Raw genomic sequence first — 23,946 nt, 5'->3', positions numbered from 1 at the left:
ACCGCCGAGATGAAGATCGCCACCTTCAACATCAACGGCATCAACAAGCGGCTCGAAAACCTGATCGCCTGGCTGGACCAAGCCAAGCCTGACATTGTCTGCCTGCAGGAATTGAAAGCCACCGACCGCCAGTTTCCACGCGCGGCGATCGAGGCGGCCGGCTATGGCGCCGTCTGGCAGGGACAATCCGCCTGGAACGGCGTGGCGATCCTCGCTCGCAACAGCGGGCCCGTCCTGACCCGCGTCGGGCTCGACGGTGATCCCTCGGACAACCAGGCTCGCTACATCGAGGCTGCCGTCAGCGGCGTCCTGGTCGCCTGCCTCTATGCGCCCAACGGCAACCCGCAGCCTGGCCCCAAGTTCGCATACAAGCTCGCCTGGCATGAGCGCCTGGCCAAACACGCCGCCGAACTCTTCGCCCTCGATGTGCCTGTTGTGCTTGCCGGCGACTACAACATCGTGCCGGAGCCGCGCGACATCTACCCGACAACGTCCTACGACGACAACGCGCTGGTGCAGCCGGAAAGCCGTGCGGCGTTCCGTACGCTCCTCGACCACGGCTGGCTCGATGCGCTGCGCAAGGTCCATCCGAAGGATCGGCTCTTCACGTTCTGGGACTATCGTCGGAACCGGTGGCAGCGCGATGCCGGGCTCCGGCTCGATCATATGCTGCTCAGCCGCAAGCTGTCCCGCAAGCTTATTGGCGCCGGCATCGATCGCGAGGTTCGCGGCATGGAGGGCGCGAGCGACCACGCGCCGGTTTCGATCACGTTGCGCGATTGAGCTGGCTATATTGCGGGAATGAAGCTGAGAGCGTCAGCGCTATTCGCAGCCCTTATCCGGATTACACCCGCTGCGGCAGGTGGATGGAAACGGCGACCGCGAACGTCCAAGGTAACCAACACGAAGGAGAGCCGCATGAAAATCAGCGCACGCAATCGCCTCAAGGGCAAGATCTTCGAAGTGATCAAGGGCGCTACCACCGCGCACGTTCGTATCGACGTCGGCGGCTCGATCGTGACTGCTGCAATCACCAACGAGTCGGTCGACGAGTTGGGTCTAAAGGTCGGCGGCGAGGCCTATGCGGTCATCAAGGCTTCGGACGTTATGGTCGGGATTGACTGACAATTCTCAGGGAGGGCGCGTGGGTCTTCCGTCGCGCCCACCCAAATCTTGATCGATCACGCCTTCTCGCAATTATGTGGGCCGCTGTCGCCGGCCTCGAAGTCGCCGCGCTGCGGCGGCGCGATCGGCTTGAACGGGGTCCGGTCGGGCTTCAGGTCAATAAGGGGCGTGCCGTCGAGGCAATCGAGACCGCGCACGAGCAGCGTTGAGCCTTCCACAGCTTCAAGCTTGGCGATCGACGTGCCGATCGGATTGGGGCGCACGGGCGAGCGCAGTGAAAAGGTGCCGTGCACCGCTATCTGACAATAGAGGCCGGGACCGTCCTGGCCTCTTTTGCTTGGTCCATCTGTGTTCACCGGGTCGAGCGAGCATCTGGCCGCGATCGTGTGTCGCGACGTGCCGCCGCCCCGCAAACGCCGCAGCTGTTGCACTGAGATACAAATCTCCGCAGATCGGAAACATCCGCGATACGTCACGATGGTCCTCTGCCGCACATGTCAAGTGATCACTGCCTCGGGGCATTGATCCAGTGCGGAGAGACGATGATGATCCTCTTTGTTGTAGCCTATCTTGCAGGCGTACTGACGATCGTCAGTCCCTGTATCCTGCCGGTCCTGCCATTCGTGTTTGCCCGCGCTGGCCAGCCCTTTTCCACCAGCATACTTCCGATGCTGCTTGCCAAGATCGTGACTTTTGCGGGCATCGCCTCGCTTGCCGCGCTCGGCGGCAATTGGGCGGTCCAGGCGAACGCGTTCGGCCGCTACGCCGCGATCGCGCTGCTGGCGGTATTCGGCGTAACACTGCTCTCAACGCGTGCCGCAGCTTTCGTGACTGGCCCGCTCGTGGCGCTGGGAAACCGGCTGTCGAGAAAGGCTGCGACCGGGGAGAAGGGCAGTGTCGGCGGCGCCATTCTGCTCGGTGTTGCGACTGGATTGCTCTGGGCACCCTGCGCCGGACCGGTGCTCGGCCTGGTGTTGACCGGCGCGGCGCTGAACGGCGCGAACGTGCAGACGACGCTTTTGCTTGGCGCCTACGCCGCAGGCGCCGCGACCTCGCTGGCGCTTGCCGTTCTTGCCGGCGCCAGAGTGTTCGCGGCGATGAAGCGCTTCCTCGGCATCGGCGATCGCATCCGCCAGGGTCTCGGCGTTGCGGTGCTGGCCGGCGTTGCAGCCATCGCCCTTGGGTTGGACACCGGCCTGCTGGCGCAGCTTTCTTATGCGAGCACTTCGGGCTTCGAACAGTCGATCCTCGATCGCCTGCGCGCCAATGCGGCGCCTGCCGACGTCTCCAGCACCCGCATGACCCTTGCCGCTAAGGATACGAGACAGGCGGCCTATCGCAGCGACCTCCCGGTCGAAGGTCCGTTCCCGTCGCTCGACGGCGCGGTTCAGTGGCTGAATTCGAAGCCCCTGACCCCGGCGGAACTCCGCGGCAAGGTCGTGCTCGTCGATTTCTGGACCTATTCATGCATCAACTGCATCCGCACTGTCCCCTATGTGCGGGCCTGGGCCGAGAAGTACCGGGATCAGGGTCTGGTCGTCATTGGTGTTCACGCACCGGAATTTGCCTTTGAAAAGCAGATCGGCAACGTCGAAAAGGCGGTGCGTGACTTCAAGATCACCTATCCGGTGGCCATCGACAACAACTTCGCCATCTGGCGCGCTTTCTCCAACAGCTACTGGCCGGCCCACTACTTCATCGATGCCGAAGGGCAGATCCGCTACATGCATTTCGGCGAGGGCGACTATGAAGGTTCCGAGCGGGTGATCCAGGATCTGCTGGCGGAGGCCGCGGGAAAGCGGAAGGTCGAAAATAACTTCGTCAAACCGGATGCAAAGGGTGCCGAAGCCTCGCCCGACCTCTCCCGGCTCGCATCGGGCGAGACCTATGTCGGTTATGAGAGGGCCGCGAATTTCGTGTCTCCGGAGGGCGTCTCCGCAGACAGCGCCAACCGCTATACGATCGATAGCCCGCGTCTCAACGAGTGGGGCCTTACCGGCAACTGGACAGTCGGGGCCGAGCAGGCCCGTGTCAACGAAGCGGGCGGCGGTATCACCTACCGGTTCCGCGCTCGCGATCTGCATCTGGTGCTTGGGCCTGGCGCCGGCGGCAGGCCGATCCCGTTTCAGGTGACGGTGGATGGTGCGGCGCCCGCAGCGGACCGTGGCTCGGATATCGACGCGTCCGGCAGGGGGACCGTCACGGAGACCCGCCTCTATCAGCTCGTGCGCCAGTCAGGCCCGGCGCGGGAACGGACCTTCGAGATCCGCTTTCTCGAGCCCGGCGCGGAAGCCTTCGTTTTCACTTTTGGATGAGAGTTCACAGATGACCGACAAACAACAGCAGCATAGGCGCCGCATGCCCGCCCTTTCCCGGCGTCTGTTCGTCGCGCTGGCAATGGTTGGCGGCGGGCTGACGTTCGCCTTCGACGAACAAACGGCGGCGCAGCAGGCCAAACCCATTCCCAAGGCGCTCCATGACGTCGCTTCAACGGAGACAAGGCAGACGGCAGTGCTCGCAGGCGGTTGCTTCTGGGGTGTGCAAGCCGTGTTTCAGCATGTGGCCGGCGTCACGGGCGTCAGGTCCGGCTATTCCGGCGGCATTGCGGAGACGGCGATCTACGAACAGACGGAAACCGGCACCACCGGCCACGCCGAAGCGGTGGAGATTACTTTTGATCCCAAGACGATCAGTTATGGGCAGCTTCTCGAGATCTTTTTCTCGGTTGCGCATGATCCGACGCAGCTTGGCAGGCAGGGGCCGGACAGCGGCCCGCAGTATCGATCGGCGATCTTCCCGCGCAATGAAGCGCAGGCGAAGGTCGCTTCCGACTACATCGCGCAACTGAACGCGGCGGACGTCTTTGCCCGGCCGCTTGTGACGACCATCGAACCTGGCAAGGCTTTCTATCAAGCAGAGGCCTATCACCAGGATTACATCTACAACAATCCAGGCCAGCCCTATGTGGTCCTCTACGAGCAACCGAAGATAGAAGCGCTGCACCGCCTGTTCCCGAGCCTCTATCGCGAGAAGCCGGTGCTTGTCGCAGACAGCGCGTCGTAGCCGATCGGAGCTTGCGCGGATCGCGAGCACGACCAGACCCGTGACGTTTCGAACGGATCTTGCAAGGGGTCGGGCCAAGTCGGCCTTCTACAGAAGGATACAGTTTTGCGGCCGCCCGCACACATCCGCGACACGCCCAAAGGACACTCTGGCGGTGAGCAAGGCTTGGGCCAGTGGTGACGGGACGCGTCGCTGCCGCCATGATCAACGGAAGGAGCCATCATGCGCATATTCGCAACAGCTTTCGCCATAGTCGTCCTCGCGGCGGCGCCATGCGCCTGGGACAGCGGCCCGGGAGAGCCCTCGTTTCTTGCCGCGCTCGTCGCCAACCCGGCGTCCCCAACGGCCGCGGCGCGGCCGCAGCCGGCCGCGATTGAGGACGGAGGGTTGCTACCGGAGGCTCCGCACGAGGAGCTTGCCAGCCCATTCTTCGAGTGATCACCGCACCGCGAAAACTGGCGGCGCGAACCTTTGAAACCAATCAACGGGCATTCTCGCAGCGAAGCTGATGGGCGCATGAAGGTTCTAGAGCGGGGTCGACGCTGCGTCGGCCCCGTCTTCTTTTGCTGACCTCCCCGGTGCAGCGGCAGAATCCCATAGCAATTCGTATCTGTCTGCCGTCGTGCTCGGCCGTTCAAACATTCAGATACATAGACGCCGCTCCAGAACACATCTCGGATACACCGCCCACGCATGGTCACGGCGAAGTTTGGTTCGCATCCCGCCCACACGGCGTAGCAGTCGTTGACAATGCATATGTCTTAAATTGCCGGAATTACGACATTTGAGACATTGGCGTTTCGTCTTACCATCGAGGCTCCAAACAAGGCAAAGGAGCTTGAAATGAGCAGGAATTCCAAAGGTACGGCACTCATCACCGGCGCATCCTCCGGTATAGGCGCGATTTATGCCGATCGTCTGGCGCGTCGCGGTTTCGACCTGATCCTCGTTGCCCGCAACCGTGAGCGATTAAATGGTCTCGCCAGCCGGTTGGCGGATGAGACCGGGCGCGCCATCGAGGTCGTCGCGGCGGACCTCGGCAACAAGGACGATGTCAGGCGGGTCGAGAAGATCCTCCGGGACGACGCGAGCATCACGGTGTTGATCAACAATGCGGGTGTTGGTGCCACCGCACCGCTGCTCGCCTCCGATGTCGACAAGATGGAGGAGATGATCACGCTCAACGTCAGCGCGCTGACGCGGCTGACCTATGCGGCTGCACCCGGCTTTGCCGCGCGTGGCGCCGGCACGATCATCAACATCGCTTCGATCGTCGGCATTGCGCCCGAACTCCTGAACGGCGTCTACGGTGGCACGAAGGCCTTCGTGCTGGCCTTCACTTTGTCGCTGCAGAAGGAACTTGCCGACAAGAACATCCGCATCCAGGCCGTGCTGCCGGGTGCGACTGCGACCGACTTCTGGGGCATTGCCGGCACACCGCTCGAACATGTTCCAAGCGAGATCGTCATGCGGGCCGAAGACATGGTTGATGCCGCGCTTGCCGGTCTCGATCAGGGCGAAGTGATCACCATTCCGGCGCTGCCGGAGGCCGCTGATTGGGCGGCCTATGAGGCGACCCGGCAAAAACTCATGCCGAACCTTTCCAGGAGTTCACCCGCCGCCCGCTACAATATCGGGGGGTAGCCCCCGATCTGCCTCCGGGCTCCTCCCATCCCGGAATTGCTCGGCGATGCCTCTGGCATCGCCTCAACTCGAACCAGGAGAATGATGATGTCCAGACGCTATTTGCCAACTGCCAAGAGCAGTCGCTTGGCCGCCTTCGCGCTGTCCGGAGCGATCGCGATCCTGCTTCCTCCGCTCGCCGCCGACGCCGCAGGTGCTTCCTCGGCGGGCGGTGCTCAGATCGTTGCTGCTGCAAAGCCTGCGGCCGACGAGTCCATTCGGCCATTCCAGTTCCATGCCAGCGATGCGGCGCTTGCCGACCTCAAGCAGCGCATCGCGGCGACCAAGTGGCCGGACCGCGAATTGGTGGCGGACGGCACCCAGGGCGTGCAGCTCGCCACCATGCAAAAGCTCGCCGACTATTGGGCGACCAAATACGATTGGCGGAAGGTGGAGAAGAAGCTCAACGACCTGCCGCAGTTCGTCACCAACGTCGACGGCGTCGACATCCATTTCATTCACGTGCGGTCCAAGCACAAGAACGCGATGCCTCTCATCGTCACCCACGGCTGGCCCGGCTCGATCATCGAGCAGTTGAAGATCATCGACCCTTTGACGAACCCGACAGCCCACGGCGGCAACGAGGCCGATGCCTTCGACATCGTCATTCCCTCGCTCCCCGGCTACGGCTTCTCCGGCAAGCCCAATGAACGCGGTTGGGATCCGGTGCGCATCGCCCGGGCCTGGGCGGTGCTGATGCAACGTCTCGGCTACACCCGCTACGTCGCGCAGGGCGGCGATTGGGGGGACGCGGTTACGGAGCAGTTGGCGTTGCAGCAGCCGACCGGCTTGCTCGGAATCCACACCAACATGCCGGCGACCGTTCCGGCCGAGATCCAGAAGAGCCTCGACGCCGGCAAACCGGCACCATCCAATCTCTCGGCCGACGAGCGCCGTGCCTATGACCAGCTCGATTTCTTCTACAAGAACGGGCTCTCCTATGCGCAGGAGATGAGCAAGCGTCCGCAGACGCTCTATGGCATCGAGGACTCGCCGATCGGGCTTGCCAGTTGGATGCTGGACCATGACGCCCGCAGCTACGAACTGATCGCCCGCGTCTTCGATGGTCAGTCGGAGGGCCTGAGCCGTGATGACGTGCTCGACAACATCACGCTCTACTGGCTGACCAATACCGCCGTGTCGTCGGCGCGTCTCTACTGGGAGAACAAGCTCGCCTTCTTCCAGCCTAAGGGCATTCAGATTCCCGTGGCCGTCAGCGCCTTCCCGGACGAGCTCTATCAGGCGCCGAAGTCCTGGGCGGAGAAGGCGTTCCCCAAGCTTATCCATTATAATCGGCTCGCCAAGGGCGGACACTTTGCTGCCTGGGAGCAGCCGGCAGCCCTGGTCGATGAATTGAGAGCTTCCTTCAAGTCACTGCGTCAACCGAGCTGACAGAAAGGGGCGCGCGAAAGCGCGCCCACCGTCGCAACAAAGGAGAAGTGTCATGACAGGTGCAGGTAGCGACAACAGAGCGCCATCGGTCGATCTGAAGCTCGAGGTCGCCGTCATCCCGGTCTCGGACGTCGATCGCGCGAAGAATTTCTATGGCCGCCTTGGTTGGCGGCTCGACGCCGACTTTCCGGTCGGCGATACGTTTCGGGTCGTCCAGTTCACGCCGCCCGGCTCGCCGGCGTCGATCCACTTCGGCACAGGGTTGACCCCGGCCACTCCCGGTTCGGCAAGCGGGCTTTATCTCGTCGTCTCGGATATCGAAGCCGCGCGTGCTGAGCTCGTCGAACGCGGCGCTGAGGTCAGCGAAGTCTTCCACCGCGAAGGTCCCGGAAAGCCGCCGATCAGCGGCCGTGACCCGGCGCGCCGCAGCTACCGCTCCTACGCGACCTTTAGCGACCCCGATGGTAACGGCTGGCTGCTGCAGGAGGTGACCGAGCGTCTGCCCGGCCGCGTGGACGCGGATGTCACGGACTTCGCTTCGGTCGCCGATCTTGCGGCGGCACTGCGTCGTGCGGCAGCCGCGCACGGCGAGCACGAGAAGCGCAACGGCGGTCAACACGACCACAACTGGCCGGATTGGTATGCCGCGCACATGGTTGCGGAGCATGCCGGAAAGCCGTTGCCCGAATGAAATAGAATCGATGCCCACCGCGTTCCCTTCATGGCGTAAATCTGCCATAAGCGATCATTCCGGACGGAGTGGTATGGCATGCACAGGATCGGCTACGTTGTCTTTCCGAGGTTTCAGCTCATGGGGTTCGCGGCGGTCACCGCCTTCGAGGTCGCCAATCTGACGCTCGGGGAACAGGCCTACGAGATCGAATTGCTTTCCGAGGCCGGCGGCGAGATCAAGTCGTCCGCTGGCTTCGGCGTGCTGACGAAGGCCTTCGACAACACCGCCTTTGATACCGTCATGTTCGGAGCGGGCACCGAGATCGAACCGGTTACACCCGGCCTGGTCGCCTTCGCGCGCCACGCGCTCAAGGCCTCGCGGCGGGTGGCTGCCCCTTGCACCGGTGCCTTCATCCTGGCGGAGTCCGGACTGCTCGACGGGCGTCGCGCCACGACCCATTGGGTGTTTGCGCGTCAGTTGCGGGAGCGTTTCCCTGAGGTGCGGGTGGAGGAGGATCGCATCTTCATCGTCGACGGCAGCGTGTGGACCTCTGCCGGCATGACGGCCAGCATCGATCTGGCCCTGGCGATGATCGAGAAGGACCATAGCGAGGAGGTTGCCCGCCAGGTCGCCCGCAAGCTTGTCGTCTATCACCGGCGCGCCGGCGGCCAGTCGCAGTTTTCAGCCTTACTCGAGCTCGATCCGAAGTCGGACCGCATCCAGAAATCGGTCAACTACGCCAAGGCGAACCTGCGCAGCATCTTGTCGGTCGAGGAGCTGGCGGACGCCGCAGGCCTGAGCGCGCGGCAATTCAGCCGCGCCTTCCGCTCCGAGACCGGCCAATCGCCGGCCAAGGCGGTCGAACATCTCCGCGTGGAAGCGGCACGCCTGTTGATGGAGCAGGGGCGACACTCCATGGATGTGATCGCGGAGGAAACCGGCTTTGCCGACAGCGATCGCATGCGCCGCGCGTTCCTGCGCACGCTCGGGCAACCGCCACAGACGATCCGGCGCAATGCGCGCGAAAGCATTGCCTGAACCTGACGGCACTGCGATTGGTCGCTCCTCAGGAGAATTGTATCGCCGTGTATCCGCCGCCGGCCGATTCTACATGCGCTTTCAATAGGAGCCGCAGAGCACACGGCCAGGATACACCAGCACGCCATTTCTGATGTCAGTTCAGTTCACGGGAGGCAATCAATGTCGGACGAAATCAACCACCCACGCCGTCGTTTCATCGGCGCAATCGCGCTCTCGCTGGCCGCGACGCAATTCGCTTCGGCTGGCGCCGCCAGAGCGCAAGCGGGAAACAATGAGGCGCCGCGCCTGCCGGCAGTTACCCCCGGGACGAACAAATCCTTCGCAAACCTCAAGCAGATCGATGCCGGCGTCCTGAACGTCGGCTACGCCGAACTTGGCGCCAGCGACGCGCCGGTCGTGATCCTCCTGCACGGCTGGCCCTATGACATCCACACCTATGTGGATGTGGCGCCGCTGCTGGCAGATGCCGGCTACCGTGTCATCGTTCCCTATCTGCGCGGCTACGGCACGACCCGGTTTCTCTCCGCCGATACGCCTCGGAACGGCCAACAGGCGGTGATCGCCACGGACATCATTGCCCTGATGGACGCGCTCAAGATCGAAAAAGCGGTCATCGGCGGCTGCGATTGGGGTGCGCGAACCGCCAACATCATCGCCGCGCTCTGGCCCGAGCGCTGCAAGGCGATGGTCTCAGTCAGCGGCTACCTCATCGGCAGCCAGGAGGTGAACAGAAAGCCGCTGTCACCACAGGCTGAGCTTGCCTGGTGGTACCAGTTCTACTTCGCCACCGAGCGTGGGTATGCCGGTTACAAGCAGAACCACAAGGAGTTCGCCAGGCTGATCTGGAAGCTTGCTTCGCCCAAGTGGAATTTCGACGATGCCACTTTTGATAAGAGTGCAGAGGCGCTCGAAAACCCCGACCATGTCGACATCTCGATCCACAATTACCGCTGGCGCCTCAGCATAGCCGAGGGCGAAGCGAAGTATCACGATCTCGAGAAGCAACTCGCTGCGTTCCCGGTCATTACCGTCCCGACCATCACGCTGGAGGGCGATGCCAACGGCGCTCCGCATCCGGATCCATCGACTTACGCCAAGCGCTTCTCCGGCAAGTACGAGCATCGGCTGATTACCGGCGGCATCGGCCACAACCTGCCGCAGGAGGCGCCGTCCGCTTTCGCCAAGGCGATCGTCGACGTCGACCGTTTCTAGTTCTTCTCCAGCAGATTGAGTGGAGGCGCGGGTTCCGTTTCGCCGGGTCCGCGTTTTTTTGTGCGCTGATTCTCGTTGGGCTGCTCGGGGAGGGGCCGCTCACGCCCGCGCACCGAGATGGCCGCCTTCGTATCAGCGTGTATCCGTTCCCGTACTTGGCAGACTTGCACACATTTCCGCTTCTCGGTGAAACATCCCATACACCTGCGAAGCGCCATCTGTGTCTCGACGGTCGCACAGGGCAATCGGGCCCGAAAAGACACCTGTCGAAAGGAAGAACACGATGAGCGAAGCTGAAAAGGTACTCTACACCGGCAAGACCCACACGACCGGCGGCCGCGACGGCGCCTCCCGAAGCGACGACGGGCGTCTGGACGTCAAGCTCTCTTCACCCGGCAGCTCGCGGCCGGGCACGAACCCGGAGCAGCTCTTCGCCGCCGGCTGGTCGGCCTGCTTCATCGGCGCAATCGGACTGGCGGCCGGCCAGATGAAGGTCGCACTCCCTGCAGACCTCGCCGTCGATACCGAGGTGGATCTGCGCAACCGCGACGGCGGTTATTTCCTGCAGGCTCGGCTCAATGTCAGCCTGCCTGGGGTCGACGCGGATGTGGCGCGTCAATTGGTGGATGCTGCGCACCAGACCTGCCCCTATTCCAAGGCGACGCGTGGCAACATCGATGTGACGATTAACCTCGTCTGACGGAGCTCCGATTGCCGGAGCATCCTGCAACATGACCCAACGGAAGNCCGCTTTTTGATTGGAGGGTTGGCTATTTCGAAGTGGAAAAGTTGGAGGCGTGTGAAGTGCCGCGCTTTGCTATGCCTCATGCCCGACGATGACGAATGGCAAGCTCGGCAACCAAGCCACCGCCATCGCGGTTCGTCAGCGTCAGTGAGGCATTGATGGAGGCCGCGAGCTGTTGGGCAATGGCAAGGCCGAGGCCGGTTCCGCCGGTATCGCGGTTGCGGGAGTCCTCCAGCCGGACGAAGGGTTTGAGGACGGCATCCAGCTGATCATCGGGAATGCCAGGCCCGCGGTCGAGGACCTTGATTGTCACCGTGTCGTCCGCCAGCCGCCTGACCTCGATCTCGGCGCTACCACCAAACTTGAGTGCGTTGTCGACCAGGTTGGTAAGAATGCGTCTGAGCGCCTGGGGCCGGGTGACGATCGCGCCGTTATCGACATCGCTGGCGGTAACCGCCCTGCCGGTGTCCTGATAGTCATAAACGAGGCTTTCGACGAAGGACGCAAGATCGATGCGTGTCGCTTTTTCGACATTGCCATGGGCGCTGCGTGCATAGGCGACGCCTTCCTTGACCAGGCTTTCGATCTGGCCGAGATCCTGGATCAGCTTCTCCCGGTCGGCGAAATCATCCGCCATTTCGGCGCGCAGCTTCATGCGTGTGATCGGCGTCTGCAGATCGTGGGAAATGGCGGCGAGAATCTGGACCCTCTCTTCGAGATACTGGGCGATACGGTCACGCATGGCATTGAACGCGGTCGCCGCATAGGCAACCTCGGTGGGCCCGGTTTCGCTGAGACGCGGCGTGTTCCGGTTCGGGTCGAGCGTATCGGCAGCCGCCGCGAGATTGACGAGCGGGCGCACCGCCTGACGCATGGCGAACCAACTGCACAGGAGCAGCAGCGCGAGCTGGGCTACGAGCACGAAGGGCAGCCAGTCGGCCAGGGGCATGACACCCCTGGGAAAGACGTCGATCGTCAGCGGTGAACCGTCGCTCAACGTCAGATGCGCCTGAAGATGGCGGCGGTCGCCCGGGATCGTTTCGACCTTGACCGGAAATTGACGGCCAGTCGCCCGCTCGATCTTGGTCGCGATCTCGCTGGCGGCCGGGTCGAGCGACGGATTGCCCGCAACGCCGGGGCCGAGAAGGAAGCCGTAATTGTCGCGGTCCAAGCGAGGGAGCCACGCCGCACGCTCCGGCGCGGGCAGGCGATCAAGAATGGCGATCGATGTTGCGATTTCGTTTTCGAGCGTATCGAACATCACAGACCTGGCGGCCATGTAGCGTTCGAAGAACAGAACGGTGAACGACATGACATGCGCGATGGTGAGACCGGCGAGCAGGATAACGAAGAGCCGCGCTCTCAGCGTGCGCGGCCATAGTCGAAATCCCTTTGGGTCTGCGCTCGCCGTCATTCGCGCGCCTCCACAATCTCAATCGGGACCGAGAAGACATAACCTTCGCTGCGCACCGTCTTGATGTAGGTCGGCTCACGTGCATCATCGCCGAGCCGCTGGCGCACCCGGCTGACGAGCAGATCGATCGATCGGTCGAAGAGCTCGGCCTCGCGACCCTGGGTGAGATTGAGCAACTGGTCGCGATTGAGCACGCGCTGGGGGTGGTCGATGAACACCTTCAGCAGCCGATACTCGGCGCCGCTGAGTGCAATCACCGTGCCGTCAGCATCGATCAGGTGCCGGGCGGTCGTGTCGAGTTTCCACTGTCCGAAGCGCAGCAGCTGTCCAGCCTCCGAGATCTGCAGGTTCGGCGGCAGCATGCGCGCGCGCCTGAGCACCGCCTTGATACGGGCGAGCAGTTCGCGCGCGGAGAACGGCTTGGTGAGATAGTCGTCGGCACCCATCTCGAGGCCGAGGATCCGGTCCATCTCGTCGCTGCGGGCCGTCAGCATGATGATCGGGATCGCCTTATGTTTGCCGGCGCGCAGCTCGCGGCTAAGCACGAGCCCATCGTCGCCCGGCATCATCACATCGAGTACGATGAGATCAACCGTATCTCCTTCGAGGAAGCTGCGCATCTGTCGCCCATCGGCGATTGCCGTTGCGCGCAGCCCGTTCTTCTTGAGGTAACCAGACACGAGTTCCCGGATCTCACGGTCGTCATCGACAATCAGTACATGGTCGATATGCTCCATCGAGCAAACTCCTCAAATCCGGTTTGGTCTTCGCATCCTTGCGGTACTGCCCGGCCGGGGCCGGGGAACATCCGCTCAGTTTCATTGGCGCCCAGGATATGTCCTCGGTGTGTTCGCGATATCCAGACTTGCATGCGAAAGTAATGCAAGCACCTCCGGATACATTTCGACACAATTTCGCAAACGAAACCCGCCGCTTGTTGTCGAGCGGCGGGTTGCAAGAACGTCTGACCGGCGATGTCAGGCTTTTGCCTGAGCTTCCCGCTGGGCGCGGTATTGCGCGGTCGGCAGGCCGCCCCAACCCCAGTTGTCGAGCTCTACTTCCTCGATGACCACGTAGGTCGATTCCAGCGGCTTGTTGAGCACGTCGAGCAGGACCTGGCTCACGCCCTTGATGATTTCGGCCTTTTCCTCGGCCGTGACCGCTTTGCGGTCTGGAGTGGTGCCTTCGCGGGTCACCTGAACTGTAACAATCGGCATTGCCGTCTCCTTTTCAAACCTGGATGTTGACGGCACCATCAGGTGCCGCATCTGAGATGGATGGGGAGGGGAGGAGCGGCCAAGCCTGGGTAACGGTCGCTCCCGGACATACCTGCGCTGTTACCAGCGCCCGGCGTTCTGTCCGCCATCGACGTGCAGGATCTCACCCGTCACGAAACCGGCATTCTCCAGGTAAAGGACGGCGTCGACGATATCGCGGATCTCGCCCATCCGGCCGACGGGATGCAGCGTCGAGAGCGCCGCGTGCGTTTCCGGCGCGTGCATCGGGGTCTTGATGATGCCCGGCGAGACGGCATTGACGCGAACACCGGTCTTGGCAAATTCGATCGCGAGCGCCTGGGTCACGGAATTCAAACCACCCTTCGTGATAGACGCCAGGGCCGCCGGGACGCCGGCAATCGGCTGGTTCACGAGGCTGGTCGTGATGCTGACGATGTGACCGGAGCCCTGCTTCAGCATCTCGCGGGCCGCGTGCTGGGTAATGTGGAAGAAGCCGGCAACGTTGACGCCCATGTTCAGATCATAGTCTTCCTGAGTGAACTCGGTGAACGGCTTGGCGGTGAAGACGCCGGCATTGTTGACCAGTGTATCGATACGCCCGAACCGTTCCAGGCCCTGGCGAACGACCCGCTCGGCGGTCTCAGGCTTGCTGATATCGCCGGCGACGCTGAGGATGCCAGCGTCCGAACTTTCCTGAATGGAGCGGGACGTGGCGACGACACGATAGTTGCGATCGCGGTATGCCTGAACCAGGGCGGCGCCAATACCCTGCGATGCACCGGTGATGATGGCGACCTTCTGTTCGTTGCTCATGGATGTGGTCCTTTTTCGATTGCAACGGGCGCTTGGTGTGGCCCGTCCTCCGCCCTCGGCGTTGGTGCAGTCAGATTTAGACCCATCCGATGTCTGGGAGAATTGGCGCCATTCGGCAGTCAGTCAACCGATAATCGGCATAATTAGCCGAGCGTGCCAGCTTCCGTTGCCATGCGTGCGAACTCGGTCCGCAGACGTGGCAGCGCGAAATCAGCAAAGGCGCGAACCTTCGGCACCGACATGCGGCCCTGCGGTGCAAGAAGATGAACCGGCATCGGCGGATGCTCGGCGTCAGCCAACACGATTTTCAACCGCCCGTCGCTAACGTAGCGCGCGACGTGATAGGAATAGAGCCGGGTCAGGCCGGTACCCGCGGCGGCGGAGTCGGTCGCGGCACGCACACTGTTGACGATGCAGCGCGGTGTGAACTGCACCGTGCGAGGGATCAACGAGCCCTCGGCTGGCGTGAATGTCCAGGAATCGAGGCCGAAGTTGGTAAAGGCGACGATCTGGTGTTTGGCGAGATCGGCCGGCTCGTCAATCCGCGGGTGGTTGGCGAGATAACGAGGCGAGCCGACGACGACACGCCGGACATCGCCACCGATTCGTGTCGAAATCAGCGAAGAGTCGGCGAGATGGCCGATGCGGAGCGCGATATCGACACCCTCGTCGACAAGGTTTACGAAGCGATCGAGCAGGAGGAGCCGGGCCGAAACCGAAGGGTAGAGGTTGAGGAAGTCGTCGAGGATCGGACGCAGCACCTCTTCGCCAACGATCGGTGGCGCGGAGATCGTCAGCGTGCCGCGAGGGGCCGCACGTTCGCCACCTGCGAGCATGTCGGCCTCTTCGAGATCGATCAGCACCCGCCGGCAGGCAGCCGCATAGCGCTGGCCGGCTTCGCTGAGCTTCAACGATCGCGTCGTTCGATGGAGCAGTTCGACCCCCACATGGGCTTCAAGCAAGTTCAGGGCGCGGCTGACAGCCGTCGGCGATCGCTTCAGCCGCCGGGCTGCGGCCGCAAGGCTGCCTTCATCGACCGCGGTCACGAAGACCTTCATTGCGTCGATACGATCCATTCTGCCGACTTTCGCGATGATCATTGCCAATCGCCTAGAATTCACCCGCAACTAGGCAGAAGTAAAGAGGTCCCTCCCTCCTCTCGTCAGCGGTGTCGGGGCACAATTCGGGCAGCGGGGCGATCAATCGGCAAACAGCTTCTCGATCAGTTCGGCCGCCGAGCCCTGCCAAAGCTCTCCCTTGCCGGTTCCCGCCCAAAGGGAGAGGAAGTCCGCCGATCCCTTTGCGGCAGACGCGCCTCTGATATCGCGCGTGAACTTGTTCTGGGCCGGGAAGGGCATTGCGGCGGCGGCGTCCAGCTCGTTCATGAAGCGGTTCTCGATGCCACGGGCAAACCGGCCGGAGAAGGCGCGCGTTGTCCGCGTCGCGCGTTCTTTCCCCTGGAGCGCTGCCCGATAGGGGGCCGAGGTTCCCGCTTCCGAAGTGGCGAGGAAAGCCGTGCCCATCTGTACTGCGCTGGCGCCCATGGCGAGGGCGGAGCGGATGTCCGCAGCCGTCATGATGCCGCCTGCCGCGATCAGTGGCACCTTCGCATTCGGGAGGGTTCGGGTCAGCAGATCCCGAAGGCCGATTTCACTGTCCTCGGCCTCTGGATCGAATATGCCGCGATGGCCGCCCGCCTCAAAACCCTGGAGGGTGATCGCATCGACGCCGCTTTCTTCGAGCGCCTCTGCTTCCTCCGGTGTCGTCGCCGTGCCGATGATCAGCATCCCCGACTTGCGCGCGGTCCGCATGTACTCGGCAGGCAGCACGCCGAAGACGAAACTAAGGACTGCCGGCTTCGCCTTCAGCACGGCGTCGAACTGCTGATCGAAATCCTCCTCATAGGGTGCGGCGAATAGCGGCGCCGGCAGATCAAGTTCCGCACGGTACTTCGCCGTCGCCGCCACGGCCCGCTCGACCGTCGCCGCGTCGATCTGCGGCTGCGGGTGCTGGATGAAGAGGTTGATCGCAAAAGGACGGTCGGTGCCTGCACGAACCTTGTCGACGAACTCGGCGATGGCCGCCGGGCTCGAATAGGCTGCACCGATCGACCCCAGCGCTCCGGCTGCCGAAGACGCGATGATGAGCTCCGGCGACGAGGGGCCGCCGGCCATCGCCGCGACGATCAACGGGTGCTTCAGGCCGAGTCTCGCCAGGGGATCCTGCATATTCGATTTCCTCAATGAAGGTGCGTTCTTGCGTGCCGGCGGCGTGCGGGCTGAGGTGAAGGTTGACGAGCCGTCGCATTGATCGCCCGAATATGCCGCACCATAAAGGAGACCCGGAGCGCCCAGAGGTCAACTGTACAATGGTCGCACTGTTGGATGGCGATCATGCCGCCGAGCAGTTGCGGCGAGATCGATTGGCTGGCACAGTCGCTCCGTGACGAGAGTTGCCCATGAGGACCCTGATGTCGCGACCGACGGACAAGCAAGACCCATCTCCAAGCCTTGTCGAACACTATCGGCCAGTGCAGCTCAAGGCCGTGCTTGCCGCCTGCGCGGTGAAGCATCGCGAACCTCCGCCGCCGCCACCGGAGGAACAATTCTATGGATCGCAATTGCCGGAGGGATTCCACCTCCCGCAATCGGTCTACGACGACTAGGCGCGGCTTTCGCAATCAGTTCGTTGCCAGCGTCCAGGCCATGCCTGCAAGCGCGCAGGCAAGCAGCGTCGTGATAACCGAGGCGTTGAAGCGGAAGATCGCCACGCCGGCGGCAAGCGTCAGCAGGAGCGACGGCAGTACCAGCGACCCTAGCACCGGTATGTCGAGCGCAAACGGCCCGAATTGCCCGCTCACGAGCTCCCCAAACAAGGTGTGCAGCCCGAACCAGACGGCAAGGTTGAGAATAACTCCCACAACGGCGGCGGTAATCGCCGACATGGCGCCCGTGAGCGCGATATTGTTCCGCAGCCGCTCAATGAAGGGCGCCCCAAGAAAGATCCAGAGGAAACACGGGACGAAGGTGACCCAGGTGGTCAGTATCGCCCCCAAGGTCGCCGCCATCATCGGATGGAGCGTGCCGGGGTCGCGGTAGGCGCCCATGAAGCCGACGAACTGGACGACCATGATCAGCGGCCCCGGCGTCGTCTCGGCCATGCCGAGGCCGTCCAGCATTTCGCCGGGCTTCAGCCAGCCATAGTGCTGGACGGCTTCCTGGGCGACGTAGGCGAGCACGGCATAGGCGCCGCCGAAGGTGACGACCGCCATCTGGCTGAAGAACAGGCCGATCTGGCTGAAGACGCTGTCCCGACCGAGGATGATGATGAGCAACGCCAGGGGCACGAGCCACAGCGCAAGCAGCACGCCGGAAATCCGCAGCGACCATGCAAGGTTGGGGCGCGCATGCGCGGGGATTTCCTCGCCGAGCGCGGAGTCCTCGTCCTTCAGAACCCGGCCCGTGCCACCCTTGTGTCCACCGCCAATGCGAAAGAGCGGCGAACCGGAGCGAGCGCCGATATAGCCGAGCACGCCGGCTGCCAGGATGATCAACGGGAAGGGAACGCGGAAGAAGAAAATGGCGACGAAGGCGGCGGCCGCAATGCCGATCATCATTCGGTTCTTGAGTGCTCGGCCGCCAATGCGGAAGACAGCCTGGACGACCACCGCGAGCACGGCGGCCTTCAGGCCGAAGAACAGCCCTTCGACGACGGTGACATTGCCGAAGGCGGCGTAGATGTAGCTCAGACCGAGGATCGCCAGAAAACCCGGAAGCACAAAGAGAAGTCCGGCAACGAGGCCACCGGCGGTCCGGTGCAGGAGCCAGCCGATGTAGACGGCGAGCTGCTGCGCCTCGGGTCCGGGCAGTAGCATGCAGTAGTTCAGCGCATGCAGGAAGCGATGCTCGCCGATCCAGCGCTTCTCATCGACAAGGATGCGATGCATCACCGCGATCTGTCCGGCAGGGCCACCGAAGCTGAGGGCCGCAATGCGTGCCCAAACCCGGACGGCTTCGCCAAACGGGATGCCGTGGCTTTGCCGTTGCCGCGCCACTTCGGGCGCGGCCTTGTCAGCAATATCGGTCATCTCAGAGGTCCTTCTTGGGCGAGGGCCAGTTGTGCGTCTCGTTGGTAGCATCCCGGCACCAGCGATAGAAGGCGTCGTAGAGCAGCATCCCCGCATCCAGTTGCTCCAGGTCGTCGGCATACATGCGAGAGAGACCGAGGGAGGCGGCAAGCAGGCCCGGCGCCTCGGGCGCAAGCTCGGGACGGGCGGTGTCGGCCCCGCGCACGATGGTGGCTAGCCGCAGAAGCGGAGCGGTTGCAAGGCCGAACTGCTCGACCATCACGTCAAAGGTGCAGAGTTCACCGCGATGGCTCCAGCGGATCGGAGCATCGATATCGAAGGGCGTAGCGCCGAAGCGCTCGCCGACCATCTCGACCTCTGACGGCGCCACGTACAAGAAGACTGCCTTCGGATCGACGAAACGACGGATCAGCCAGGGGCAGGCAATGCGGTCGATCTTTGGTCGTGCCCGCGTAACCCAGACGGTCCGTCCGCCGGCGTCCCGTTCGGGTATCGCGGAAGCGGGCACGGCCGGATAGCCGCCTTCCGCCCAGGCTTCGAAACCGCCTTCGAGCACGTCGGCAGCAATGCCGGCATTGCGAAACCAGGCGGCAACGCCATGGCTGAGTTTCTTGCCCTGCTGGCAGATGATGATTGCCGATGCGTTGGCGACGTCGTCGATCCAATCCTGAACCTGGCGGTAGTCGCGCCTGTACGAACCTGGGATGAGGCGGGGATCGGCGTCGAAATCTTCGTCGATCCTGACATCGATCAGTGCGGGACAGTTCGGCGTGCCGATGAGGCGAGAGAGTTTTTCCGAGGATATTTCGAGAAATGACGACATGACGCGTCCTCCGGATGAGCGGTTGAATGGACGCGATGCTTCGGCTGGCGCCTCATGGGGTGATCGCACCCCCATGCGCGAAGTTTTCCGCTCTTTGAGCGGACTGTCAAGCCGGCAATCAAGAATGGAAGAACGTCGCCGATCCGCTGTCCTGAGTGCGGAAGGGCGCCGCACTCAGGACGCAGACGCTCGGCGTGTTCGGGTTATTTGCCGGCGTCCTTGGCTGCGGTCTCTATGATCTCGGCAACCTTTTCCGCTTGCGAGGCAAAGACGGCGTGGCTCGCCTTGATTTCGCTTACCTGGCTGCCGGCGCGCTTCGCCATGCTTCGTTCAAGGTCCGGATTGATGGCGCGATCTTCGGTCGCCACGACCGCCCAGCTTTTCTTCGTCCGCCATGCCGGATCGCCGGACTTGGCGGTGAAAACCTCTTTCGCGGCAAAGACCTGCGACTTCGCCGCAAAGGCCGCTTCCGCTTTGGGAAGGTCGGCGGCGAAATCAGCAGCAAACGCTGTCGGATCGAGATAGAGATATTTGCCGTCGGCGGTTTCCTTGATGCTCATTGCCGCCGGCGGCTTCGATTCGGTAAGCGTTGCCAAATCCTCGCCCTTGTCCGGCTGAAACGCTGCGACGTAGACCAATCCTTCGACCTTCTGGTGATGTCCGGCTTCGCTGATCACCATACCGCCGTAGCTGTGCCCGACGAGCAAGGTCGGCCCATCCTGCAGGTCCAGGACACGGTTCGTCGCCTCGACGTCGGCGGCAAGCGAGGTCAGCGGTTCCTGCACGACCGTCACGTTGAAGCCGCGCCGCTCCAGGATATCGCTGGCCTGTCGCCAGCCCGAACCGTCGGCAAAGGCGCCGTGCACTATGACGATATTCTTGATGTCCGCAGCCTGGGCGGCGAAAGCAACCACGCTCGTTGCAAAGGCGAGGGCAAGAGTTGGGATGATTCGGCGGCGCATGCGATCGTTCCTTTCGGGGCCGTTGAGATGACGATCGCAATCTGGTCCGGCGAGGTATCCCGGATATGTCGGCCGCCACCAGCAATTGTACCGCAATGTATGGGGTCGGTTCAGGTCGCAGCGAAGCACCGCGGGAAGGGCGGCTCCCCGGGGCGTTCCGCTGGCCTCAATGGCTGAATACGGGCGGACTGTGCCCTATGATTCAACCAGGATCACGATTGATTCCGGCACGACGCCATCAAAGACCATCGCATCGGCCGCGGCCTGGGTCTGCATGGCTTTCGACAGGGCGTCCAGATCGGGGACATCCATGAGAATGGCCACCCGGGTCTGGTCCTGGGGATCGACGAAGGTTCGAATGCTGGTCACGCCGAGCGTGCTGAAGAACTCCTTGCGCTTCGGTGATTTCAACCAGTGGTCCGCGCTTTTCGTGATCTTGTGGTGGGCGATGATGGTCGGCATTGCATTCTCCCTGTCGTGGCTCGGACGTTGGATTGTCGCAACTTTTCCTTTGCGTCAGCGTTCCCTCACGGAAGGCCTCGTCGGCCCGACTGTCAATTAGCCCGTCGGAAGTAGAGTGCCGTCACCGGGAGGATACTGCTGATGCCGAAATTCGTGACCATTGGATATGGAGACCGTGCAGGTTACGACCGCACAGCGGCGGACGTCCGTGATGCTGCGCACGCGCATGATGCGGAACTTCGTGCAAGAGGAGCCTTGATGGGGATCGCCGGAGCGCCTGTTCAGGTGCGCAACGCCAACGCCGCGCATGTCGAGAAGCGAAGCGGTCCGTTCATGTCGTCGTCGCTTCCTGTGGCCGGCTTCGCGGTGATCGAGGCCGCAGACCTGGCCGAAGCCATCGATATGGTGTCACGCACCCCGTGCGCGGTGGCTCATGGGGTGGTCGAGGTCTGGCCGCTCGAGACTCCTTAAGTCCGACGATATGTCGCCCTGCTTAAGAGGCCTGGGCGACCAATGATGGTTCCTGTATCTCGACGGCGCGGCTCTCGATCTTTGCCTCTGCCTCTACAGCCTGCTCTCTGTTGTCTCTGAAGAGTTTCCACTTTGTCGGCCGGAAGGCGATGCGGCTGTGGTCGCCGGCGGCGGCGCGTTCGGGCGACAGTTCGATCTCGACATGCGGATGGTTGCGGCCCAGATCGAGTTCGAGATGGCGGGTGCCGGCAACGCGGCGGCTGGCGGTGACGAGGCCGGCAAGACAGCCGCCGCAGCCGTCGATCAGCTCGATGTCGTGCGGGCGGAAGTGCAGGTTGGCAGGCCCGTCCGGCTCGGCCGGGGCCCTGAGCCCGATCGGCCGGTCCTCGAACCAGATCTCGCCGTTCTGGAGCGTGACGGCGAGCGCGTTCGACTGGCCGATGAAGCCGAAGACGAAGGGCGAAACCGGATGGTCGTAGATCTCGTCGGGGGTGCCGACCTGTTCGATCGCGCCCTTGCTCATGACGACGACGCGGTCTGCCAGTTCCAGCGCCTCCTCCTGGTCGTGGGTGACGAAGATCGTCGTGTGGCCGGTGCGGTCATGGATCTCGCGCAGCCACTTGCGCAGTTCTTTTCGCACCTGGGCGTCGAGCGCGCCGAACGGCTCGTCGAGCAGCAGCACGTTCGGCTCGACCGCCATGGCGCGGGCGAGCGCCACGCGCTGGCGCTGGCCGCCGGAGAGCTGGGCCGGATAGCGTTTGTCGAGACCGGAGAGCTGCACCAGGTCGAGCAGGTCGAGGGCGCGCTTGCGGATCTCAGCGGCCGGCGGCCTTCGGCCCGACGGGCGCACCTTGAGGCCGAAGGCGACGTTGTCGAGCACGGTCATGTGGCGGAACAGGGCATAGTGCTGGAAGACGAAGCCGATGTTGCGCTGCTGCACCGTCTTTTGCGAGGCGTCCTCGTCACCGAAGAAGATCGTGCCGCCGGTCGGGCTTTCGAGACCGGCAACGAGACGCAGCAAGGTCGTCTTGCCGGAACCGGAGGGGCCAAGCAGCGCGATCAACTCGCCGGAGCGGATATCGAGTGAGACGTCGTCGAGCGCCGGGAAGCGGCCGAATTCCTTGCGGATGTTGTGAACGCGCACGTCCATAGCGTTTGACCTTTCAGTGCCTGCGGCTGGCGGCGATCTCGGCGCTGTAGCGGATCTCCAGCGCCGTCTTCAAAATCAGGGTGATCAGCGCCAGCAGCGCCAGCAACGCCGCCACCGCGAAGGCGGCGACGAAGTTGTATTCATTATAGAGGATTTCGACCTGCAACGGCATGGTGTTGGTCACGCCGCGGATATGGCCGGAGACGACCGAGACGGCGCCGAACTCGCCCATGGCGCGGGCGTTGCACAAAAGCACGCCGTAAAGCAGCCCCCATTTGATGTTGGGCAGCGTCACGAACCAGAAGGTCTGCCAGCCCGATGCCCCCAAGGACAGCGCCGCCTCCTCGTCGCTGGACCCCTGTTCCTGCATCAGCGGGATCAGCTCGCGGGCGACGAAGGGGAAGGTGACGAAGACGGTGGCGAGCACCAGCCCGGGCACGGCAAACAGGATCTGGATGCCGTGGCTCTGCAGCCAGGGACCGATCAGGCTGTGCGAGCCGAACAGAAGCACGAAGACGAGGCCGGAAATGACCGGCGAGACCGAGAACGGCAGGTCGATCAGCGTCGTCAGGAACGCCTTGCCCTTGAACTCGAACTTGGCGATCGCCCAGGCGGCGGCAACCCCGAAGACGAGGTTGAGCGGCACGGCGATGACGGCGACGATCAGCGTCAGGCGAATGGCCGAGAAGGTCTCGGTGTCGCCAAGCGCGGCAACGAATTCACCCACCCCCTTGCGCAGCGCCTCGGTGAAGACGGCGGCGAGCGGCAACAGCAAAAACAGCGCGACGAAGACAAGGGCGGTGATCGTCAGGGTCAGCCGGGCAAAGCGGCTTTCGGAGGTGGCGGCGGCCAGCGCCGGCAGGGCGCGTTGCGGGCCGGATGCGGGCAGAGGATTGGCGGTCAGATCATGCGACATAGACATATCTCCGCCGGCTCCAGGCCTGGATCGAGTTGATGAGGAGCAGCATGGCGAAGGAGATCGCCAGCATCACCGCGGCAATGGCGGTGGCGGCGGCATAGTTAAACTCTTCGAGTCTGATGACGATCAGAAGCGGCGCGATCTCCGAGACATAAGGCAGGTTGCCGGCGATGAAGATCACCGAGCCGTATTCGCCGACGCCGCGGGCAAAGGCGAGGGCGAAGCCGGTCAAGCCGGCCGGCAACAGCCCCGGCAGCAGCACCCGGCTGATCGTCTGGAAGCGGCTGGCGCCAAGGGTGGCTGCGGCTTCTTCCACCTCCTTGTCGATCTCCTCCATGATCGGCTGCACGGTCCTGACGACAAACGGCAGGCCGACGAAGATCAGCGCGACGACGATGCCGGACGGCGTAAAGGCGATCTTCAGGCCGAGCGGCTCGATGAACTGGCCGATCCAGCCGTTGCCGGCATAAAGCGTCGTCAAGGCAATGCCGGCGACCGCCGTCGGCAGCGCGAACGGCAGGTCGACCATGGCATCGATCACCCGTTTGCCGGGGAACCGATAGCGCACCAGCACCCAGGCGAGGATGACGCCGAAGACGAGGTTGATGACGGCGGCGAGAAACGCCGTGCCGAACGAGATCTTCAAGGCATTGAGCGTGCGCGGATCGAGCGC

The 23,946-nt window shown here is 63.1% G+C and carries 26 protein-coding genes and 1 pseudogene; 13 read left to right on the top strand and 14 right to left on the bottom strand.

The window, feature by feature from the left end; translation table 11 throughout:
• Positions 1–9 precede the first annotated feature (9 nt).
• Positions 10–783, top strand: coding sequence for an exodeoxyribonuclease III (gene xth, locus ACTJKM_RS15535; protein WP_058326296.1), 774 nt, complete (start codon positions 10–12; stop codon positions 781–783).
• Positions 784–918: 135 nt separating this feature from the next.
• Positions 919–1,125: a TOBE domain-containing protein gene (locus tag ACTJKM_RS15530; RefSeq protein WP_058326295.1), complete on the top strand. Its 207-nt coding sequence runs from the start codon at positions 919–921 to the stop codon at positions 1,123–1,125.
• Between the two features lie 56 nt (positions 1,126–1,181).
• Here the strand turns inward: ACTJKM_RS15530 and ACTJKM_RS15525 are convergent.
• A pseudogene (locus ACTJKM_RS15525) lies at positions 1,182–1,418 on the bottom strand (TrmO family methyltransferase domain-containing protein); the annotation flags it as partial.
• Positions 1,419–1,670: 252 nt separating this feature from the next.
• On the opposite strand from ACTJKM_RS15525, the gene ACTJKM_RS15520 reads away from it, so the two are divergent.
• From ACTJKM_RS15520 to ACTJKM_RS15480, 9 genes are all read left to right on the top strand, one after another.
• Positions 1,671–3,440 carry a cytochrome c biogenesis protein DipZ gene (locus ACTJKM_RS15520; RefSeq protein WP_058326404.1) on the top strand — a complete coding sequence of 590 codons (1,770 nt, stop codon included), beginning with the start codon at positions 1,671–1,673 and terminating at the stop codon, positions 3,438–3,440.
• Positions 3,441–3,450: 10 nt separating this feature from the next.
• Positions 3,451–4,188, top strand: coding sequence for a peptide-methionine (S)-S-oxide reductase MsrA (gene msrA / locus ACTJKM_RS15515; protein ID WP_058326294.1), 738 nt, complete (start codon positions 3,451–3,453; stop codon positions 4,186–4,188).
• 222 nt (positions 4,189–4,410) lie between these two features.
• Positions 4,411–4,626 carry a hypothetical protein gene (locus tag ACTJKM_RS15510; RefSeq protein WP_058326293.1) on the top strand — a complete coding sequence of 72 codons (216 nt, stop codon included), beginning with the start codon at positions 4,411–4,413 and terminating at the stop codon, positions 4,624–4,626.
• Between the two features lie 405 nt (positions 4,627–5,031).
• Positions 5,032–5,832: an SDR family NAD(P)-dependent oxidoreductase gene (locus tag ACTJKM_RS15505; protein ID WP_058326403.1), complete on the top strand. Its 801-nt coding sequence runs from the start codon at positions 5,032–5,034 to the stop codon at positions 5,830–5,832.
• A gap of 87 nt (positions 5,833–5,919) precedes the next feature.
• Positions 5,920–7,263 carry an epoxide hydrolase family protein gene (locus ACTJKM_RS15500; protein ID WP_058326292.1) on the top strand — a complete coding sequence of 448 codons (1,344 nt, stop codon included), beginning with the start codon at positions 5,920–5,922 and terminating at the stop codon, positions 7,261–7,263.
• Positions 7,264–7,315: 52 nt separating this feature from the next.
• Positions 7,316–7,954 (top strand): VOC family protein, encoded by a 639-nt coding sequence (locus ACTJKM_RS15495; RefSeq protein ID WP_058326291.1) that lies wholly within the window; start codon positions 7,316–7,318, stop codon positions 7,952–7,954.
• Between the two features lie 78 nt (positions 7,955–8,032).
• Positions 8,033–8,974 carry a GlxA family transcriptional regulator gene (locus tag ACTJKM_RS15490; protein WP_058326290.1) on the top strand — a complete coding sequence of 314 codons (942 nt, stop codon included), beginning with the start codon at positions 8,033–8,035 and terminating at the stop codon, positions 8,972–8,974.
• 162 nt (positions 8,975–9,136) lie between these two features.
• Positions 9,137–10,189: an alpha/beta fold hydrolase gene (locus tag ACTJKM_RS15485; RefSeq protein WP_058326289.1), complete on the top strand. Its 1,053-nt coding sequence runs from the start codon at positions 9,137–9,139 to the stop codon at positions 10,187–10,189.
• Positions 10,190–10,472: 283 nt separating this feature from the next.
• On the top strand, positions 10,473–10,889 hold the full coding sequence (locus ACTJKM_RS15480) for an organic hydroperoxide resistance protein (RefSeq protein ID WP_058326288.1): 417 nt from the start codon (positions 10,473–10,475) through the stop codon (positions 10,887–10,889).
• A 124-nt stretch (positions 10,890–11,013) separates the two neighbouring features.
• Here the strand turns inward: ACTJKM_RS15480 and ACTJKM_RS15475 are convergent, their stop codons facing one another.
• From ACTJKM_RS15475 to ACTJKM_RS15450, 6 genes are all read right to left on the bottom strand, one after another.
• Positions 11,014–12,348, bottom strand: coding sequence for a sensor histidine kinase (locus ACTJKM_RS15475; RefSeq protein WP_058326287.1), 1,335 nt, complete (start codon positions 12,346–12,348; stop codon positions 11,014–11,016).
• Positions 12,345–13,085 carry a response regulator gene (locus ACTJKM_RS15470; protein WP_058326286.1) on the bottom strand — a complete coding sequence of 247 codons (741 nt, stop codon included), beginning with the start codon at positions 13,083–13,085 and terminating at the stop codon, positions 12,345–12,347. The genes ACTJKM_RS15475 and ACTJKM_RS15470 overlap by 4 nt, the downstream gene beginning before the upstream one ends.
• 240 nt (positions 13,086–13,325) lie before the next feature.
• Positions 13,326–13,565, bottom strand: coding sequence for a tautomerase family protein (locus ACTJKM_RS15465; protein ID WP_058326285.1), 240 nt, complete (start codon positions 13,563–13,565; stop codon positions 13,326–13,328).
• Positions 13,566–13,685: 120 nt separating this feature from the next.
• A complete protein-coding gene (locus ACTJKM_RS15460) occupies positions 13,686–14,399 on the bottom strand; it encodes an SDR family NAD(P)-dependent oxidoreductase (protein ID WP_058326284.1) in 714 nt (237 codons plus the stop codon).
• 143 nt (positions 14,400–14,542) lie between these two features.
• Entirely contained in the window at positions 14,543–15,475 is a 933-nt protein-coding gene (locus ACTJKM_RS15455) for a LysR family transcriptional regulator (protein ID WP_058326402.1), read from the bottom strand.
• Positions 15,476–15,598: 123 nt separating this feature from the next.
• Positions 15,599–16,627: an NAD(P)H-dependent flavin oxidoreductase gene (locus ACTJKM_RS15450; protein WP_058326283.1), complete on the bottom strand. Its 1,029-nt coding sequence runs from the start codon at positions 16,625–16,627 to the stop codon at positions 15,599–15,601.
• 242 nt (positions 16,628–16,869) lie between these two features.
• Between ACTJKM_RS15450 and ACTJKM_RS15445 the strand changes: the two genes are divergently transcribed.
• Positions 16,870–17,064, top strand: a complete 195-nt coding sequence (locus tag ACTJKM_RS15445) for a hypothetical protein (protein WP_058326282.1) — start codon at positions 16,870–16,872, stop codon at positions 17,062–17,064.
• Between the two features lie 15 nt (positions 17,065–17,079).
• On the opposite strand, the gene chrA is transcribed toward ACTJKM_RS15445, so the two are convergent.
• The 4 genes from chrA to ACTJKM_RS15425 all read right to left on the bottom strand — a co-directional run bounded on the left by chrA (position 17,080) and on the right by ACTJKM_RS15425 (position 20,733).
• Complete coding sequence (gene chrA, locus ACTJKM_RS15440) at positions 17,080–18,486, bottom strand: chromate efflux transporter (protein ID WP_058326281.1); 1,407 nt, start codon at positions 18,484–18,486, stop codon at positions 17,080–17,082.
• Between the two features lies 1 nt (position 18,487).
• Positions 18,488–19,309, bottom strand: a complete 822-nt coding sequence (locus ACTJKM_RS15435) for a chromate resistance protein ChrB domain-containing protein (RefSeq protein WP_058326280.1) — start codon at positions 19,307–19,309, stop codon at positions 18,488–18,490.
• 203 nt (positions 19,310–19,512) lie between these two features.
• Entirely contained in the window at positions 19,513–20,271 is a 759-nt protein-coding gene (locus ACTJKM_RS15430) for an alpha/beta hydrolase (RefSeq protein ID WP_058326279.1), read from the bottom strand.
• Between the two features lie 195 nt (positions 20,272–20,466).
• Positions 20,467–20,733 carry a hypothetical protein gene (locus ACTJKM_RS15425; protein ID WP_058326278.1) on the bottom strand — a complete coding sequence of 89 codons (267 nt, stop codon included), beginning with the start codon at positions 20,731–20,733 and terminating at the stop codon, positions 20,467–20,469.
• Between the two features lie 141 nt (positions 20,734–20,874).
• Between ACTJKM_RS15425 and ACTJKM_RS15420 the strand changes: the two genes are divergently transcribed.
• Positions 20,875–21,204 (top strand): YciI family protein, encoded by a 330-nt coding sequence (locus ACTJKM_RS15420; protein ID WP_058326277.1) that lies wholly within the window; start codon positions 20,875–20,877, stop codon positions 21,202–21,204.
• A gap of 22 nt (positions 21,205–21,226) precedes the next feature.
• On the opposite strand, the gene ACTJKM_RS15415 is transcribed toward ACTJKM_RS15420, so the two are convergent.
• The 3 genes from ACTJKM_RS15415 to cysT form a co-directional block, all read right to left on the bottom strand.
• A complete protein-coding gene (locus ACTJKM_RS15415) occupies positions 21,227–22,354 on the bottom strand; it encodes a sulfate/molybdate ABC transporter ATP-binding protein (protein ID WP_440660560.1) in 1,128 nt (375 codons plus the stop codon).
• A 13-nt stretch (positions 22,355–22,367) separates the two neighbouring features.
• On the bottom strand, positions 22,368–23,270 hold the full coding sequence (gene cysW, locus ACTJKM_RS15410; protein ID WP_058325947.1) for a sulfate ABC transporter permease subunit CysW: 903 nt from the start codon (positions 23,268–23,270) through the stop codon (positions 22,368–22,370).
• Positions 23,260–23,946: sulfate ABC transporter permease subunit CysT (gene cysT / locus ACTJKM_RS15405; RefSeq protein ID WP_440660558.1), on the bottom strand; the 687-nt coding region annotated here is incomplete at its 5' end. The genes cysT and cysW, both read right to left, overlap by 11 nt.

Origin of the sequence: Ensifer sp. 22460 (assembly GCF_052044935.1) — a bacterium.
Classification (GTDB): domain Bacteria; phylum Pseudomonadota; class Alphaproteobacteria; order Rhizobiales; family Rhizobiaceae; genus Ensifer.
The sequence above is the reverse complement of the archived record's forward strand: the minus strand, read 5'-3'. Positions and strand labels throughout refer to the sequence as shown.